13 protein-coding genes are annotated in these 16,370 nt (G+C 72.4%); 11 read left to right on the forward strand and 2 right to left on the reverse strand.

Annotated features, from left to right (window positions below):
- Nucleotides 1-66: 66 nt before the first annotated feature.
- The 3 genes from OG927_RS08770 to OG927_RS08780 all read left to right on the forward strand — a co-directional run bounded on the left by OG927_RS08770 (nucleotide 67) and on the right by OG927_RS08780 (nucleotide 2,621).
- Nucleotides 67-666, forward strand: coding sequence for a DUF3043 domain-containing protein (locus OG927_RS08770; protein WP_056784332.1), 600 nt, complete (start codon nucleotides 67-69; stop codon nucleotides 664-666).
- 59 nt (nucleotides 667-725) lie between these two features.
- The gene (locus OG927_RS08775) at nucleotides 726-1,481 is read left to right on the forward strand and encodes a class I SAM-dependent methyltransferase (RefSeq protein WP_199862858.1); all 756 of its coding nucleotides are present in this window, start codon (nucleotides 726-728) and stop codon (nucleotides 1,479-1,481) included.
- Nucleotides 1,482-1,553: 72 nt separating this feature from the next.
- Nucleotides 1,554-2,621, forward strand: coding sequence for a S1C family serine protease (locus OG927_RS08780; RefSeq protein ID WP_056784338.1), 1,068 nt, complete (start codon nucleotides 1,554-1,556; stop codon nucleotides 2,619-2,621).
- A gap of 81 nt (nucleotides 2,622-2,702) precedes the next feature.
- Here the strand turns inward: OG927_RS08780 and OG927_RS08785 are convergent, their stop codons facing one another.
- Nucleotides 2,703-2,906: a hypothetical protein gene (locus tag OG927_RS08785; protein ID WP_056784341.1), complete on the reverse strand. Its 204-nt coding sequence runs from the start codon at nucleotides 2,904-2,906 to the stop codon at nucleotides 2,703-2,705.
- 87 nt (nucleotides 2,907-2,993) lie between these two features.
- Between OG927_RS08785 and OG927_RS08790 the strand changes: the two genes are divergently transcribed.
- Entirely contained in the window at nucleotides 2,994-4,196 is a 1,203-nt protein-coding gene (locus tag OG927_RS08790) for a bifunctional adenosylcobinamide kinase/adenosylcobinamide-phosphate guanylyltransferase (RefSeq protein ID WP_056784344.1), read from the forward strand.
- 115 nt (nucleotides 4,197-4,311) lie between these two features.
- Nucleotides 4,312-5,418: a nicotinate-nucleotide--dimethylbenzimidazole phosphoribosyltransferase gene (gene cobT / locus OG927_RS08795; RefSeq protein WP_056784346.1), complete on the forward strand. Its 1,107-nt coding sequence runs from the start codon at nucleotides 4,312-4,314 to the stop codon at nucleotides 5,416-5,418.
- Between the two features lie 2 nt (nucleotides 5,419-5,420).
- Here the strand turns inward: cobT and OG927_RS08800 are convergent, their stop codons facing one another.
- A complete protein-coding gene (locus OG927_RS08800) occupies nucleotides 5,421-6,197 on the reverse strand; it encodes a hypothetical protein (protein WP_056784349.1) in 777 nt (258 codons plus the stop codon).
- 87 nt (nucleotides 6,198-6,284) lie between these two features.
- Between OG927_RS08800 and OG927_RS08805 the strand changes: the two genes are divergently transcribed.
- The 6 genes from OG927_RS08805 (at nucleotide 6,285) to aceE (ending at nucleotide 16,343) form a co-directional block, all read left to right on the forward strand.
- A complete protein-coding gene (locus OG927_RS08805) occupies nucleotides 6,285-7,064 on the forward strand; it encodes an adenosylcobinamide-GDP ribazoletransferase (RefSeq protein WP_056784352.1) in 780 nt (259 codons plus the stop codon).
- Between the two features lie 306 nt (nucleotides 7,065-7,370).
- The gene (locus OG927_RS08810) at nucleotides 7,371-8,924 is read left to right on the forward strand and encodes a leucyl aminopeptidase (RefSeq protein WP_330319936.1); all 1,554 of its coding nucleotides are present in this window, start codon (nucleotides 7,371-7,373) and stop codon (nucleotides 8,922-8,924) included.
- A gap of 359 nt (nucleotides 8,925-9,283) precedes the next feature.
- The gene (lpdA, locus tag OG927_RS08815; RefSeq protein ID WP_056784358.1) at nucleotides 9,284-10,672 is read left to right on the forward strand and encodes a dihydrolipoyl dehydrogenase; all 1,389 of its coding nucleotides are present in this window, start codon (nucleotides 9,284-9,286) and stop codon (nucleotides 10,670-10,672) included.
- Between the two features lie 60 nt (nucleotides 10,673-10,732).
- Nucleotides 10,733-12,562: a 2-oxoglutarate dehydrogenase, E2 component, dihydrolipoamide succinyltransferase gene (gene sucB / locus OG927_RS08820; RefSeq protein WP_330319937.1), complete on the forward strand. Its 1,830-nt coding sequence runs from the start codon at nucleotides 10,733-10,735 to the stop codon at nucleotides 12,560-12,562.
- A gap of 147 nt (nucleotides 12,563-12,709) precedes the next feature.
- A complete protein-coding gene (locus OG927_RS08825; protein ID WP_056784364.1) occupies nucleotides 12,710-13,333 on the forward strand; it encodes a GntR family transcriptional regulator in 624 nt (207 codons plus the stop codon).
- Nucleotides 13,334-13,673: 340 nt separating this feature from the next.
- Nucleotides 13,674-16,343 carry a pyruvate dehydrogenase (acetyl-transferring), homodimeric type gene (gene aceE / locus OG927_RS08830; protein WP_330319938.1) on the forward strand — a complete coding sequence of 890 codons (2,670 nt, stop codon included), beginning with the start codon at nucleotides 13,674-13,676 and terminating at the stop codon, nucleotides 16,341-16,343.
- Nucleotides 16,344-16,370 lie beyond the last annotated feature (27 nt).

The following is a 16,370-nucleotide window of genomic DNA, read 5'->3' on the forward strand; positions in this document are numbered from 1 at the left end:
GTCCGTTGCCGGATCGTTCCCGCCCGGTCCCGTGATCCCCGCACCGACCCCGTACCCTTGGGTTTTGTGTTCCGTAGCCGTTCCAAGGAAGAGAAGGCCCCCACCACCAAGGTGACGGCGGACCTCTCCAAGCAGCCCCGCGACCCCGAAGCCCCCAAGGGTCGCCCCACCCCCAAGCGCAGCGAGGCCCAGACGCAGCGCCGGCGAGCCTCCAGCGGCACGCCGACCGACCGCAAGGAGGCGATGAAGCGACAGCGGGAAGCACGCCGCGCCGACATGGCCAGGCAGCGTGAGGCCCTCGCGTCGGGCGACGAGCGTTATCTGCCGGCCCGCGACAAGGGGCCCGTGCGGCGCTTCGTCCGTGACTTCGTGGATTCGCGCTTCTGCATCGCCGAGTACTTCCTCCCGCTCGCGGTGATCATCCTGATCCTCAGCGTCATCCAGGTGCAGAACATCCAGAACATCTCGCTGCTGCTCTGGCTCGGCGTGATCGTGCTGATCGTGGTCGACTCCATCGGCCTCGGGTTCCGGCTCAAGAAGCAGCTGGCCCAGCGCTTCCCGGACGCTCCGAAGCGCGGCGCGGTGGCCTACGGCCTGATGCGTACGCTCCAGATGCGCCGACTGCGGCTTCCCAAGCCCCAGGTCAAGCGGGGAGAGCGGCCCTGAGTGCGGAGACCTCCGGCTTCACGGGGGTCTCTTCCCAGTGGCTCGACGGGCTCGGCGGACTGCGCAACACGGTCCGCCAGGAGCTCGTCGCCCGGCAGCTGGACGAGCAGATAGCCGCGCGCTTCCCGGTGGGGCGCCGGCTGCGGGTGCTCGACGTCGGCATGGGCCAGGGCACCCAGGCACTGCGTCTGGCTCGGGCCGGGCACTCCGTGACGGGCCTGGAGTCCGACGCCGAGATGCTGCGGGCCGCGCGGGAGTCGCTGGAGGGCGAGCCCGAGGGCATCCGGGAGCGGATGCGGCTGATCGAGGGTGACGGCCGTGACACCGGCGTGCACTTCCTGCCCGGCAGCTTCGACGTGGTGCTCTGCCACGGCGTACTGATGTACGTCCCCGAGCCGGACCCGATGCTGGCCGGCCTGGCCCGGATGCTGGCGCCCGGAGGGCTGCTGTCGCTGCTCGTGCGCAACGCGGACGCGCTGGCGATGCGCCCCGGGACGGCCGGCGACTTCGCCGGGGCCCTCGCGGCGTTCGACACGGACACGTACACGAACAGGCTCGGCCTCGACGTGCGGGCCGACCGGCTCGACGCGCTGACGGCCACGCTCGCCGGGATCGCCGCGCCGCTGCACGCCTGGTACGGCGTACGCGTCTTCACGGACAACGTGGGCAACGAGGTGGAGCTGCCGGACGCCGAGCAGCTGGCCCGGGTGCTGGACGCGGAGGACCGGGCGGGGCGGACGGATCCGTACCGCCGGGTGGCCGCGCTGCTGCACCTGTGCGGGGTGCGCGGTCAGCACCTCGCGGCCGGATCCTGACGGGTCCCGGGCGTACGCCTGATCGGCCCATCAGCGCGGGCCCCGGCAGGGGGCCGTGGTGATACTCCGGGCATGGACGCATCCCCCGCACCCCCTGCCCCGCGCCGGGTACGCCGCCCCCCGCCGCTCCTGACCGCCGGTGTCTGCGCGGCCGCGCTGATCTGCGGCTGCTCCGGTCCCGGCGCCGCACCGTCGGGTGCGCCCGCGCGCCAGGCGGCGCCCGTCCGTGCTCCGGGCGACCTGGAGGACCAGTACCAGGACGTCATCAGGAACGTGCTGCCGTCCGTCGTGCAGATCGCCGCCGGGGACGGTCTCGGGTCCGGCATCGTCTACGACGACAAGGGCCACATCGTCACGAACGCCCACGTGGTGGGCAGCGAGAAGTCCTTCGACGTCAGCGTCCCCACCGGCGAGAAGGTGCTGAAGGCCTCCCTGGTCTCCTCCTATCCGGAGCAGGACCTGGCGGTCATCAAGCTGGACGACCTCCCGGGCGGGCTGAAGCCCGCCCGGTTCGGCACCGGCGAGGTCGAGGTGGGACAGATCGTCCTGGCGATGGGCTCGCCGCTGGGCCTGTCCAGCAGTGTCACCCAGGGCATCGTCTCCGCCCTGGGCCGGACCGTGACCGAGAGCGGCCAGGGCGGCACCGGGGCGACGCTCGCCGACATGGTGCAGACCTCGGCGGCGATCAACCCGGGCAACAGCGGGGGCGCCCTGGTGAACCTCGACAGCGAGGTGATCGGCATCCCGACCCTGGCGGCGACGGAGGGCGACAGCGCGGCGCCCGGCATCGGGTTCGCGATCCCCGTCCCGATGGTGCGGACGGTCGCCGACCAGATCATCGAGTCCGGCAGGGTCACCGACTCGGGCCGGGCCGCACTGGACATCACCGGCCGGACGGTCGTCGACGACCGCTACCGGCCGGCAGGGGTCGCGATCGTCAGCGTGGAGAAGGGCGGGGCCGCGGCGGACGCGGGGCTGCGTGCCGGGGACGTCATCACCCGGATCGGCGACACCCCGGTCACGACGATCACGTCGCTCTCCGAGGCCCTGGCGGGGAGAAGGCCGGGCGAGAAGGTCGAGGTGACCTACCTGCGCGGGGACGGGAAGAGGTCGGCCGAGGTCACCCTGGGCGAGATGTGACGCGCGGTGCCGCAGGCCGGAAAGGCGGCGGCCCACCCGTCCGCCGGGCCGGGGGCTCGGTGACGGGCGGGCCGGACGGGCCTATTCGGCCTGGAGGCTCATCGGACCGTAGATCTTCGTCGTGTCCTCGAAGAGGGTCACCTGGTGCGCGCCGCCTTCCAGCAGCTCCTTCCAGAACTCGCCGATCCAGGACTCCGCGTCGCCCTGGGTCGTGAACTCCTCCGGCTGCAGGGCCGGCTCCGTCTCCGTACCGTCGGACTTCTCGAACCGCCACGTCCACGCCATGTCCGCCTCCTGGGTCACGTTGCTGCCCGAAGCCTAGTGCCTGGCCCGGGCGCGCAGGTGGTGCATGGACACGGGAGGATCACCAGTGTGGAACTGACTCTGCTCGGCACCGGCGCCCCCGACGGGCTGCCGCGCCCCGACTGCCCCTGCGCCGTCTGCGCGTCGGCCCGCGGTGCGCGGGCGCGCGCGGCGACCGCGCTGCTCGTCGACGACGCCCTGCTGCTCGACCTCACGCCGGGCGCGGTGTTCGCCGCCGCCCGTGCGGGCCGTTCGCTCAGCGGTGTACGGCAGGTGCTGCTGACCCACCCGCACGACGGTCCCGCCGTGGAACTGCCCCCTTCGCTGCCTGCCGCGGGGCGGGTCCCGGACGGGCAGGAGCTGACGCTGATCACCGGTCACCGGATCCGGGCCCTGGCGATGGACGCCCCGGGCACCGGGTACGAGGTGACGTCTCCGGACGGCGAGCGGCTGCTCTACCTGCCGCCGGGGGCCGCGCCCGCCGGGCTGGCCGACCGGGTGGCGGAGCCGTACGACATGGTCGTCTGCGATGTGGTCGCGCGCCCCGACGCCGTGGCCAGGCTGCGGGCCGTGGAGGCGGTCGGGGCGGCCACCGAGGTGATCGCCGTCCATCTGGACCATGACGCGCCGCCCGGTGAGGAGTTGCACCGCAGGCTCGCGGCGGGCGGGGCGCGGGCGGTGCCGGACGGCACGACACTGCCGGTGGGCCAGTACCACGCGGTGCCCGACGTCCCCCGTCGCACGCTGGTGACGGGCGGGGCCCGGTCGGGGAAGTCAGTGGAGGCCGAACAGCGTCTGGAGACGTTCCCCGAGGTCGTGTACGTGGCGACCGGAGGCCGCCGCGACGGCGACGCGGACTGGGCGGCCCGGGTCGGGCTGCACCGGGAACGCAGACCCGCCGCGTGGCGTACCGAGGAGACGTGCGAGCTGGCGGAACTGCTGGAGGCGGACGGTCCGCCGCTCCTGGTCGACTGCCTCTCGCTGTGGCTGACGGACGCGATGGACCGGGTGGACGCGTGGGACGACGCCCGGTGGGCGGACGGCGGGGAGGAGGCGCTGCGGAAGCGGGTCGCCGAGCTGGTCCACGCGGTGCGCGGGACGCGTCGTACGGTCGTCGCCGTGACCAACGAGACCGGTTCGGGAGTGGTGCCCGCGACGGCCTCCGGGCGGCGCTTCCGCGACGAACTGGGCCGCCTGAACGCCGCGTTCGCCGCCGAGTGCGAGCACGTGCTGCTGGTGGTGGCGGGGCGGGCACTGGTGCTGCGGGGCTGAGCCGCGGGGCGGGTGCGCGGGGCCGGGGGCACGGAAGGCCGCCGGGTACTGTTCCGCACAGGGACCCTCCGCCGGGTTCCGGCCCACCATGTGACGACCCGCGAGGCAGATCCCCGTGAATCTGGACGACTTCTCCGACCTGATCGAACGCCCCGACGGGGGCGTGCGCCGCGACGCCGAGGAACGCCGGGAGCGGCTGACCGTCCCCTCCGGGGCCCTCGGCCGGCTCGACGAGCTGGGCGAGTGGCTGTCGGCCGCCCAGCAGGCGGTCCCGGTCAAGCCGGTCGACCGGCCCCGCGTGGTGCTCTTCGCGGGTGACCACGGGGTGGCGGAGCTCGGGGTGTCCGGCCGGGCGGCCGGGACCGCGCACGAGCTGGTCCGGGCCGTGCTGGACGGTGCGAGCCCGGTGGCGGTGCTGTCCCGGCGCTTCTCCGTGCCGGTGCGCGTCGTGGACGCCGGCCTGGACTGCGACCCGGAGCTGCTGCCCGAGGCGGTCGTGCGGCACCGGGTGCGGCGGGGCAGCGGCCGTATCGACGTCGAGGACGCGCTGACGGCCGAGGAGGCCGAGCAGGCCGTACGCCTCGGGATGCGGATCGCCGACGAGGAGGCCGACTCCGGCACCGATCTGGTGGTGCTGGGTGATCTGAGCGTCGGCGGTACGACGGCGGCTTCGACCCTGATCGCGGCGCTGTGCGGTACGGACGCCTCGGTGGTGACCGGGCGCGGCGGTGCGGGGATCGACGACCTGGCGTGGATGCGCAAGTGCGCCGCGATCCGGGACGCGCTGCGCCGGGCCCGGCCGGTTCTCGGTGATCAGCTGGAACTGCTGGCAGCGGTGGGCGGCGCGGACCTGGCGGCGATGACCGGCTTCCTGCTGCAGAGCGCGGTGCGCCGGATGCCCGTGGTGCTGGACGGCGTGGTCTCGGCGGCCTGTGCCCTGGTGGCCCAGCGGGCGGCCTTCCGGGCGCCGGACTGGTGGCTGGCCGGCCAGGTGAGCGGTGAGCCCGCACAGATGAAGGCGCTGGACCGGATGGCGCTGACCCCGCTGCTGGACCACGGGGTGACCGTCGGTGAGGGCAGCGGCGCGCTGCTCGCGCTGCCGCTCGTCCAGGCCGCGGCGGCGCTGGCCGCGGAGCTGCCCGAGCGGGCGGAGGAACCCGCGGAGGAGCCCTCCGCGGAGGAGACCGGGACCGAGGGGTCGGCGGAGACCGCGACCGCCTGACCTCAGGGCTCGGAAGGGGGGCCGGGCGGTCCCGGCAGCGGGGCCCTGTCCGGGGCCCCGCCGATCAGGTCCTGGAACCTGCGGCGCGGCCCCACCCAGCGCACGTCGTGGTGATACGCCCTAAGCACCGCTCTGGCACGGGCCCGGTGCCGGTTGCGGTAGAAGCGCCGGGCCCACGGCGAGACCGGTCTGGCCAGCCGGATCGCGGCGATCAGCGCGATGAACGGGACGAGGGTGCCGATCACCGCCATGCGGACCTTGCCCTTGAACAGGGCGATGAGCACGAAGCCGAAGTTGACGAGGTAGGTCAGCACGACGCCCAGCCTGCTCTGCTGCTGGTCACCGCTCAGTTCGTCCACCCCCAGGGGCGAGAAGCCGGCGAGCACGAGCACCACGAGCGAGGCGGTGAGGACGACGACCTCCACGCTCTGGCGGCCCTCCTCGCTCCAGTACACGTCGTCGAGGTGCAGGATCAGCGCGAACTCGTCGAGGACCAGGCCTGCTCCCACACCGAAGACGACGGCGCAGATCCCGGGGGCGACACCGTGCTGCCCCGCGGCCACCGCGCCGAAGCCGCCGACCACCGAGAGCACGACGCCCGGCACCACGTGATGGACGTGCACCCCGCCGGGCGTGATGTTGCCGAACGGCCCCTTCCCCGCTCTGATCATGCGGGTGATGATCCGGGTGACGGCGAACGTCAGCACGAAGGCGCTCAGGGCGAGCAGCAGCGGAAGCTTGCCCGGCTCGACGATGTTCTGGTGAAGCCAGTGACCCATGCCACCTACTCCCGGCGATCCACCTATGCGGCTTTTCGGATGTTCTGCACAATCTAGTGCCGGGCCGCACCGGCTAGCCTGCGCGCGGTGACCTCCCTGAACAGCCACGGCGTGCGTTTCGCCTTCGGCACCCTGACCGCGCTCCCCGTCCACGTCTCCCGCTGGGACCGCGAAGCCGCCCGCGCCGGCATGCTCTGCGCCCCGCTCGCAGGGCTCGTGGCGGGGCTCCTCGCGGCCGCGTCCGGAGCGCTGCTGCTGCTCGCCGGATCAGGGCCGCTGCTGGCGGCCGTCGCCGCCGCCGCGCTCCCTGCCGCACTGACCCGGGGCCTGCATCTCGACGGTCTCGCGGACACCGCCGACGGCCTCGGCAGTGCCCGGCCGGCCGAGGACGCGCTGCGCATCATGAAGCAGTCGGACATTGGGCCGTTCGGTGTGATCACCCTGCTGTTCGTCCTGATGGCGCAGGTCGCGGCCCTGTACGAGCTGTACGGGCGGGGCTGGGAGGACGGCGCCCTGGGGACGGTCGCCGCCGCGGTGGTGGCCCGGCTGGCACTCACGCTGGCCTCGCGCCGCGGGGTGCCTCCGGCCAGGCCCGAGGGCCTCGGCGCCGCGGTGGCGGGCACCGTTCCGCTCCGCGCGGCCACGGCCGTCGCCTGCGCGGTGGTGGCGGGATGCGCGGGGGCCGGTGCGCTGCTCGGCGGGTACGGGGCCGTGCACCACGCCCTCGCCGCCCTGGCCGGGCTGGGTGCGGCGCAGCTGATGCTGCGTCACTGCGTGCGGCGCTTCGGCGGGGTGACCGGGGACGTGTTCGGCGCGTTGGAGGAGACGGCGGCCACGGTGGCCCTGCTGGCCCTGGTCCTCGGCTGAGGACCATTCCCCGGGACGGGGTCCGGGGGCCGGCGGCACCGCTCGGGGCACCGGCCACCCGCTCCGCCCGGCGCCTCTCCCAGTCGTCCCGCCCAGGCCAACGCCCCTGCCCCCGGGGGCGCGTCCCCGGCCCGCGGGCCGGACGGAGCGGGGCCGTACGACCGGACGGCCCCGCCCCTGTGAGCGGTGAGCGGGGGCGCGCGTAGGCTCGTTACGGCACATTGCGGCGGCATCCACGATGCGCCGGGCACGGTCGGCCCACCCCTCGACCGGCATACGACTCAACGGAAGCGAGATTTCATCACCGTGACTGCTCTCACTCTCAGCACTGCCGGTGCGGCGACGCTGCGCGCCGACGCACTCGTCGTCGGCGTCGCCAAGAACGCTGGTTCCAAGGCCGGGGACCTGGTCGTCGCGCCGGGCGCCGAGGCCGTGGACAAGGCGTTCGACGGCAAGCTCGCCACCGTCCTGGAGACCCTCGGTGCCTCCGGTGCCGAGGGCGAAGTGACCAAGCTCCCCGCGCCGTCCGGACTCAAGGTCCCGGTCGTCGTCGCGGTCGGGCTCGGCCCGGTCCCGGGCAAGGACGACGCGTACGACACCGAGGCGCTGCGCCGGGCCGCGGGCAGTGCCGCCCGCGCGCTGGCCGGTTCGAAGAAGGCCGGGTTCGCGCTGCCGACGGAGTCCGCCGAGGACGCCGAGGCCATCGCGGAGGGCGCCCTGCTGGGTGCGTACGCCTTCACCGCCTACCAGGGCGGCGAGAACAAGGTCGCCCCCAAGGGCGCCAAGGCCGGCGGCCCGAAGCTGCCGCTCGCCGAGGTCGCCCTGCTCGGCACGAAGCCGCGCGACAAGGCGTTCAAGGCCGCCGCCGAGCGCGCCCTCGCGGTCGCCGAGGAGATCAACCGGGCCCGCGACCTGATCAACACCCCGCCGAACGACCTGTACCCCGAGTCCTTCGCCGCCGTGGCCACCGCCGCCGGCAAGGAGCACGGCATCAAGGTGCAGGTCCTCGACGAGAAGGCGCTCGTCAAGGGCGGCTTCGGCGGTCTGCTCGGCGTCGGGCAGGGCTCGGCCCACGGCCCCCGCCTCGTCCGGCTCGCCTACACGCACCCCAAGGCGGAGAAGACGCTCGCCCTGGTCGGCAAGGGCATCACCTACGACTCGGGCGGCATCTCGCTCAAGCCGGCCGGCCACAACGAGACGATGAAGTGCGACATGAGCGGCGCCGCCGCCGTGTTCGCCGCCGTCGTCGCGGCCTCCCGCCTCGGCCTGAAGGTCAACGTCACCGGCTGGCTGGCCCTCGCCGAGAACATGCCCTCGGGCAACGCCACCCGCCCGGGTGACGTGCTGCGCATGTACAGCGGCAAGACCGTCGAGGTGCTCAACACCGACGCCGAGGGCCGGCTCGTCCTCGCCGACGCGCTGACCCGCGCGTCGGAGGAGAAGCCGGACGCGATCGTCGACGTGGCGACCCTGACCGGCGCGATGGTGCTCGCCCTGGGCAACCGCACCTTCGGTGTGATGGCCAACGACGACGCCTTCCGTACGTCCATCCACGAGATCGCCGAGGAGGTCGGCGAGGCGTCCTGGCCGATGCCGCTCCCCGCCGACCTGCGCAAGGGCATGGACTCCCCGACCGCCGACATCGCCAACATGGGCGAGCGGATGGGCGGCGGCCTGGTGGCCGGCCTCTTCCTCCAGGAGTTCGTGGGCGAGGGCATCGCCTGGGCCCACCTGGACATCGCCGGACCCGCCTTCCACGAGGGCGCGCCGTACGGCTACACGCCCAAGGGCGGCACCGGTTCCGCGGTCCGCACCCTGGTCAAGCTCGCGGAGCGCACAGCCGCCGGCGACCTCGGCTGATTTCCGGGCATCGCGTTCGCGCGCGGCCTTCGCGCGCAATGTCCGCTTGTGGCGTTCGCGCGCAGCGGATACGGCCCCGGGCATACGTCCGGGGCCGTACGCGTTCCTCCCAGTGGTCCTGACCGGCCGTTTTTCCGAAACTTTGTACGCTTCGGTGACCATCCGGGCCGGATGTTCGTCCGGCCCTGAGCGGGGGCCCGCGTCCCGTCCGCCCGCAACAAGTGCGAAGATGGGTTCTCGGCAGGACAGGGCCCCCACCACAGGGCCGAATAACGCAAGCGGCCGAACACCAGCCGACCGGCCGGTCACACCCCAGCGACGGGGCCCGGCATACGGCGCACATGCATGGAGGACGTGACGTGGCGAACGACGCCAGCACCGTTTTCGACCTAGTGATCCTCGGCGGTGGTAGCGGCGGTTACGCCGCGGCCCTGCGCGGAGCGCAGCTGGGCCTGGACGTCGCACTGATCGAGAAGGGCAAGGTCGGCGGCACCTGCCTGCACAACGGCTGCATTCCCACGAAGGCGCTGCTGCACGCCGGCGAGATCGCCGACCAGGCCCGCGAGGCCGGTCAGTTCGGCGTGAAGGCCACCTTCGAGGGCATCGACATCGAGGCCGTCCACGCCTACAAGGACGAGGTGATCTCGGGCCTGTACAAGGGTCTGCAGGGACTCATCGCCTCGCGCAAGGTGCACTACATCGAGGGCGAGGGCCGGCTCTCGTCGCCCACCTCGGTGGACGTCGCCGGCCAGCGGATCCAGGGCCGTCACGTGGTGCTCGCGACCGGCTCCGTGCCGAAGTCGCTGCCCGGCCTGGAGATCGACGGCAACCGCATCATCTCCTCGGACCACGCGCTGAAGCTGGACCGCGTCCCGAAGTCCGCGATCGTCCTGGGCGGCGGCGTCATCGGCGTCGAGTTCGCCTCGGCGTGGAAGTCCTTCGGCACCGAGGTCACCATCGTCGAGGGCCTGAAGCACCTGGTCCCGGTCGAGGACGAGAACAGCTCGAAGCTCCTGGAGCGCGCGTTCCGCAAGCGCGGCATCAAGTTCAACCTCGGCACCTTCTTCGACAAGGCCGAGTACACGCAGGACGGCGTGCGGGTGACCCTCGCCGACGGCAAGACCTTCGAGGCGGAGGTGCTGCTGGTCGCGATCGGCCGCGGCCCGGTCTCGCAGGGTCTGGGCTACGAGGAGGCCGGCGTCGCGATGGACCGCGGCTACGTCCTCGTCGACGAGTACATGCAGACCAACGTGCCGACGATCTCGGCCGTGGGCGACCTCGCCCCGACCCTCCAGCTCGCCCACGTCGGCTTCGCCGAGGGCATCCTGGTGGCGGAGCGGCTGGCCGGCCTGAAGACCGTGCCGATCGACTACGACGGCGTGCCGAAGGTGACGTACTGCCACCCCGAGGTCGCCTCCGTCGGTATCACCGAGGCCAAGGCCAAGGAGATCTACGGTGCGGACAAGGTCGTCGCCCTCAAGTACAACCTCGCGGGCAACGGCAAGAGCAAGATCCTGAAGACCGCCGGCGAGATCAAGCTCGTCCAGGTCAAGGACGGTGCCGTGGTCGGCGTCCACATGGTCGGTGACCGTATGGGCGAGCAGGTCGGCGAAGCCCAGCTGATCTACAACTGGGAGGCGCTGCCGGCCGAGGTCGCGCAGCTCATCCACGCCCACCCGACGCAGAACGAGGCGATGGGCGAGGCCCACCTGGCCCTGGCCGGCAAGCCTCTTCACTCCCACGACTGATTCCAGTCCCGGGCGCGACGACCGACCACTTCCGCACTTTCGTAAGGAGCAACTGAAACCATGTCGGTTTCCGTAACCCTTCCGGCGCTCGGCGAGAGCGTCACCGAGGGCACCGTCACCCGCTGGCTGAAGGCCGAGGGCGAGCACGTCGAGGCCGACGAGCCGCTGCTCGAGGTCTCGACCGACAAGGTCGACACCGAGATCCCCGCCCCCGCCTCGGGCATCCTGGCGTCCATCAAGGTCGCCGAGGACGAGACCGTCGAGGTCGGCGCCGAGCTGGCCGTCATCGACGACGGCTCGGGCGCACCGGCCGCGGCCGAGGCACCCGCCGCCGAGCCGGAGGCCGCCCCGGCTCCGGCCGAGGAGGCTCCGGCCCCCGCCGCCGAAGCACCCGCCGCCGAGGCACCCGCTGCCGAGGCACCTGCCGCCGAGGCTCCGGCCGGTGGCGCCGCCGGTACGGATGTCACCCTCCCGGCGCTCGGTGAGAGCGTCACCGAGGGCACCGTCACCCGCTGGCTGAAGGAGGTCGGCGAGGAGGTCACGGAGGACGAGCCCCTGCTCGAGGTCTCCACGGACAAGGTCGACACCGAGATCCCGGCCCCGGTCTCCGGCGTGCTCCTGGAGATCGTGGTCGCCGAGGACGAGACCGCCGAGGTCGGCGCCAAGCTCGCCGTCATCGGTGCTCCGGGTGCCGCTCCGGCCGCCGCACCGGCGGAGGCCGCCCCGGCTCCCGCCGCAGCCCCGGCCCCGGCTCCGGCCGCCCCGGCTGCCCCTCCGGCTCCCGCTGCCGCTCCGGCTCCCGCCCCGGCCGCCCCCGCTGCCCCGGCTCCCGCCCCGGCGGCGCCCGCGGCACCGGCTCCGGCCGCTCAGGCTCCCGCGGCTGCCGCTCCGGCTCCGGCCGCCCCGGCTCCCGCGGCTGCCGCACCGGCACCGGCCGCCCAGGCCGCGCCTTCCGGTGACGACGGCGCGTACGTCACGCCGCTGGTCCGCAAGCTCGCCTCCGAGAACGGCGTCGACCTGGGCGCGGTCAAGGGCACCGGCGTCGGTGGCCGTATCCGCAAGCAGGACGTCGTCGCCGCCGCGGAGGCCGCCAAGGCCGCCGCTGCCGCTCCGGCTCCGGCCGCCGCTGCCCCGGCAGCCAAGGCCGCGCCGAAGCTCGAGGCGTCCCCGCTGCGCGGCCAGACGGTCAAGATGACCCGCATGCGCAAGGTCATCGGCGACAACATGATGAAGGCGCTGCACTCGCAGGCCCAGCTGACCTCGGTCCTCGAGGTCGACATCACCAAGCTGATGAAGCTGCGCAACCAGGCGAAGGAGTCCTTCGCCGCCCGTGAGGGCGTCAAGCTGTCCCCGATGCCGTTCTTCGTGAAGGCGGCGGCCCAGGCGCTGAAGGCCCACCCGGTCGTCAACGCCCGGATCAACGAGGACGAAGGCACCATCACGTACTTCGACTCGGAGAACATCGGCATCGCCGTGGACGCCGAGAAGGGTCTGATGACTCCGGTCATCAAGGGTGCGGGCGACCTGAACATCGCGGGTATCGCGAAGAAGACCGCCGAGCTGGCCGGCAAGGCCCGCGGCGGCGGCCTCACCCCGGACGACATGTCCGGTGCCACCTTCACCATCAGCAACACCGGTTCGCGCGGTGCGCTGTTCGACACCGTCATCGTGCCGCCGAACCAGGCCGCCATCCTGGGCATCGGTGCCACCGTCAAGCGTCCGGCGGTCATCGAGACCGCCGAGGGCACCGTCATCGGTGTCCGCGACATGACGTACCTCTCGCTCTCCTACGACCACCGTCTGGTGGACGGCGCGGACGCCGCCCGCTACCTGACCACGGTCAAGGCGATCCTGGAGGCCGGTGAGTTCGAGGTCGAGCTCGGCCTCTGAACCGTGCAGCTGTAACCAGCCTCACCAGCGGCGCCCCCGTCCGGGACACTCCCGGGCGGGGGCGCCGCCGTATTGTCTAGACACCACCGGCGCCCCCGGACGCCGAGTTGGTGGAGAGCAGCACCGGTTCGCCCGAAGGAGCCCGTCATGACCCCGCCCGTCGTCCACTCGCTGCGCGAACAGATCCGCGAGCACATCGTGGACGGGATCGTCAGCGGGCGCTGGAAGCCGGGTGAGCGGATCGTCGAGCGCCGCATCGCGACCGAGCTGGAGGTCAGCCAGACGCCGGTGCGCGAGGCGCTGCGCGAGCTGGAGACCCTGCGGCTGATCGAGTCGGCGCCCAACAAGGGCGTGCGGGTGCGGAATCTGACCGCGGCCGACCTGGAGGAGAGCTACCCCGTACGGGCCGGGCTGGAGCAGATCGCGGCGGAGCTGGCGGCCCCGGCGCTCGGCGAGGACTGCTCGGCGCTGGCCCCGCACGTGGCGGCCCTGTACGAGGCCGACCGGCTGGCTGACGGCGAGGCCCAGGTGCGGCACACCGTCGCCTTCCATCGGGAGATGGTGCGGGCGGCGGGCAACGCCGTCCTTCTGCACACCTGGGAGGGACTGGGCATCGAGGTGTTCACGGCCCTGTCGATCCGCTGGCTGGGCACGGTGCAGAAGTCCTACGCGGAGGAGCACGAGGCGCTCATCGACGCGTTCCTGCGGCGGGACCCGCGGATCGCCGTGATGGTGAAGGAACACGTCCTGGGATGCGCGCCCCGGGCGTGAACCCGGAGCGCCGGGGCATGAGCCCGGCGCGGCCCTGATTCCGCCCGAAGGTGTGCGCCCGCGTGAGGGCCGGTACCGAAAGGGCGCGTCGCACCCATATGCGGCCCCTCGCGCTCGACTGTGCAGCTCAGGGCCCGTTTCACCCCAATAATCCCGTCACTGCGTGCCCCTTTTCGCGGCACCCCATGCCACTTTCTTCATATCGAGAAGTTTTTCCTTTCATCCTTTGATCGATCATCGATCGGAGACTTACAGTTCACTCGCGGGCCCACCGGCCCGATCGCCCTGTCCTGCCAGTCAGGGCCTTCTCCACCCCCCTCCACTCCGGAAGGCGGCGATCATGACCGACCCCGTAGCAAAGCTTCCGAGCGAGCTCGACCAGCTCCCGGACCGCGACCCCGAGGAGACCGCCGAATGGGCGGCCTCCCTGGAAGCCGTCACCAAGGCCGCGGGCCCGCACCGTGCCGCGTACCTCATGCGGCGCTCGCTCCAGCACGCGGAGGGCGCCGGTATCGCGCTGCCCAAGCTGCTGGAGACCGATTACGTCAACACCATCCCCACCTCCGCGGAGCCCGCCTTCGACGGCGACCTGGAGATGGAATCGAAGATCACCGCGTGGAACCGCTGGAACGCGGCCGCGATGGTCACCCGTGGTGCCCGCTTCGGCGTCGGCGGCCACATCGCGACCTTCGCCTCGGCCGCCTGGCTGTACGAGACCGGCTTCAACCACTTCTTCCGCGGCAAGGAGGGGGACGGCTCCGGCGACCAGCTCTACATCCAGGGCCACGCCTCCCCCGGCATCTACGCCCGCGCCTTCCTCGACGGCCGGATCAGCGAGCAGCAGCTCGACAACTTCCGCCAGGAGTCGGGCGGCAACGGTCTGCCGTCCTACCCGCACCCGCGGCGGCTGCCCTGGCTGTGGGAGTTCCCCACCGTGTCGATGGGTCTCGGCCCGCTCTCGGCGATCTACCAGGCGCGCTTCAACCGCTATCTCGCCAACCGCAACATCAAGGACACGTCGAACTCGCACGTCTGGGCCTTCCTGGGCGACGGCGAGATGGACGAGCCCGAGTCGACCGCAGCCCTCGCCCTCGCGGCCCGTGAGCAGCTCGACAACCTGACCTTCGTCATCAACTGCAACCTGCAGCGCCTCGACGGTCCGGTCCGCGCCAACTTCCGTGTGGTCCAGGAGCTGGAGGGCGCCTTCCGCGGGGCCGGCTGGAACGTCATCAAGACGCTCTGGGGCAACGCCTGGGACGAGCTGTTCCAGCTGGACACCACCGGTGCGCTGATCCGCCGCCTCCGCGAGGTGCCGGACGCGCAGTTCCAGACGTACGCGACCCGCGACGTGGCCTACATCCGCGAGCACTTCTTCGGCGCCGAGCCCGCGCTCGCCGAGCTGGCGAAGCTGCTGAGCGACGCCAAGATCGCCGAGTGTTTCTACAGCTCCCGCGGCGGCCACGAGGCCCGCAAGGTGTACGCGGCCTACCGCGCCGCCGTGGAGCACAAGGGCGCCCCGACCGTGATCCTGGCCCAGACGGTCAAGGGCTACACGCTCGGCAAGGGCTTCGAGTCCAAGAACGCCAACCACCAGATGAAGAAGCTGTCGGCCGACGAGTTCAAGAGCATGCGCGAGCTGCTCGGGCTCCCGATCCCGGACAGCGTCTTCGAGGACGGGCTGGTCCCCTACGGCCACCCGGGTGCCGACTCCCCCGAGGTCCGCTACCTCCAGGAGCGCCGCGCGGCCCTCGGCGGTCCGGCTCCCGCCCGCCGGGTGCACGCCGTGGCCCTGCCGCAGCCGGAGGAGCGTGCCTTCAAGGCCCTGTACAAGGGGTCCGGCAAGCAGGAGATGGCCACCACCATGGCGTTCGTCCGCCTGGTGAAGGACCTGATGCGGGACAAGGAGACCGGCAGGCGCTGGGTGCCGATCGTCCCGGACGAGGCCCGTACCTTCGGTATGGAGTCGCTGTTCCCGTCGGCCGGCATCTACTCGCCGCTGGGCCAGACGTACGAGCCGGTCGACCGCGACCAGCTGATGTACTACAAGGAGGCCAAGGACGGCCAGATCCTCAACGAGGGGATCACCGAGGCCGGCGCCATGGCCGACTTCATCGCCGCCGCCACGTCGTACGCGACGCACGGCGAGACGATGATCCCGTTCTACATCTTCTACTCGATGTTCGGCTGGCAGCGCACCGGCGACCAGATGTGGCAGCTCGCCGACCAGCTCGGCAAGGGCTTCATCGTGGGCGCCACGGCGGGCCGTACGACGCTGACGGGCGAGGGCCTCCAGCACGCGGACGGCCACTCGCACCTGATCGCGTCGACGAACCCGGCGTCGCTCAACTACGACCCGGCGTTCGCGTACGAGATCGCGGTGATCGTCAAGGACGGTCTGCGGAGGATGTACGGCCCCGAGGCCGAGGACGTCTTCTACTACCTGACGGTCTACAACGAGCCGAAGCAGCAGCCCGCGATGCCCGAGGGCGTCGAGGAGGGCATCGTCAAGGGCCTGTACCGCTTCAAGGAGGGCACGCCCGCCACGGCGGACGCGCCGCGCCTGCAGCTGCTGGGCTCCGGCACGGCGATCCACTGGGCGCTGAAGGCCCAGGAACTCCTGGCCGCCGACTGGGGTGTCACGGCCGACGTCTGGTCCGCGACCTCGTGGGGCGAGCTGCGCCGCGACGCGCTGGAGGCCGACGACGCGCTGCTCCGCGGTGAGGAGCGGGTGCCGTACGTGACCCAGGCGCTCTCCGGTGCGCCGGGCCCGGTCCTCGCGGTCAGCGACTGGATGCGCGCCGTTCCGGACCAGATCAGCCAGTGGGTGGAGCAGGACTGGTCGTCGCTGGGCACGGACGGCTTCGGCCTCTCCGACACTCGCGAGGCGGCCCGCCGGCACTTCGGTGTGGACCCGGAGTCGGTCGTCGTCGCCTCCCTCGCCCAGCTGGCACGCCGCGGCGAGATCCCGGCCTCGACGGTCAAGGAGGCCCGGGAGAGGTACGGGCTGTAGGCAGGAGGGCGGGGCAGGTGCCGGGCA

It is taken from the genome of Streptomyces clavifer (assembly GCF_036345975.1).
Lineage (GTDB): Bacteria > Actinomycetota > Actinomycetes > Streptomycetales > Streptomycetaceae > Streptomyces > Streptomyces clavifer.

Bases quoted from the DNA above. Each gene is read 5' to 3' on its own strand.
- OG927_RS08780 (WP_056784338.1), top strand. From the start codon at position 1,554: ATGGACGCATCCCCCGCACCCCCTGCCCCGCGCCGGGTACGCCGCCCC.
- OG927_RS08785 (WP_056784341.1), bottom strand. From the start codon at position 2,906: ATGGCGTGGACGTGGCGGTTCGAGAAGTCCGACGGTACGGAGACGGAG.
- OG927_RS08800 (WP_056784349.1), bottom strand. From the start codon at position 6,197: ATGGGTCACTGGCTTCACCAGAACATCGTCGAGCCGGGCAAGCTTCCG.
- sucB (WP_330319937.1), top strand. From the start codon at position 10,733: ATGTCGGTTTCCGTAACCCTTCCGGCGCTCGGCGAGAGCGTCACCGAG.
- OG927_RS08825 (WP_056784364.1), top strand. From the start codon at position 12,710: ATGACCCCGCCCGTCGTCCACTCGCTGCGCGAACAGATCCGCGAGCAC.
- aceE (WP_330319938.1), top strand. From the start codon at position 13,674: ATGACCGACCCCGTAGCAAAGCTTCCGAGCGAGCTCGACCAGCTCCCG.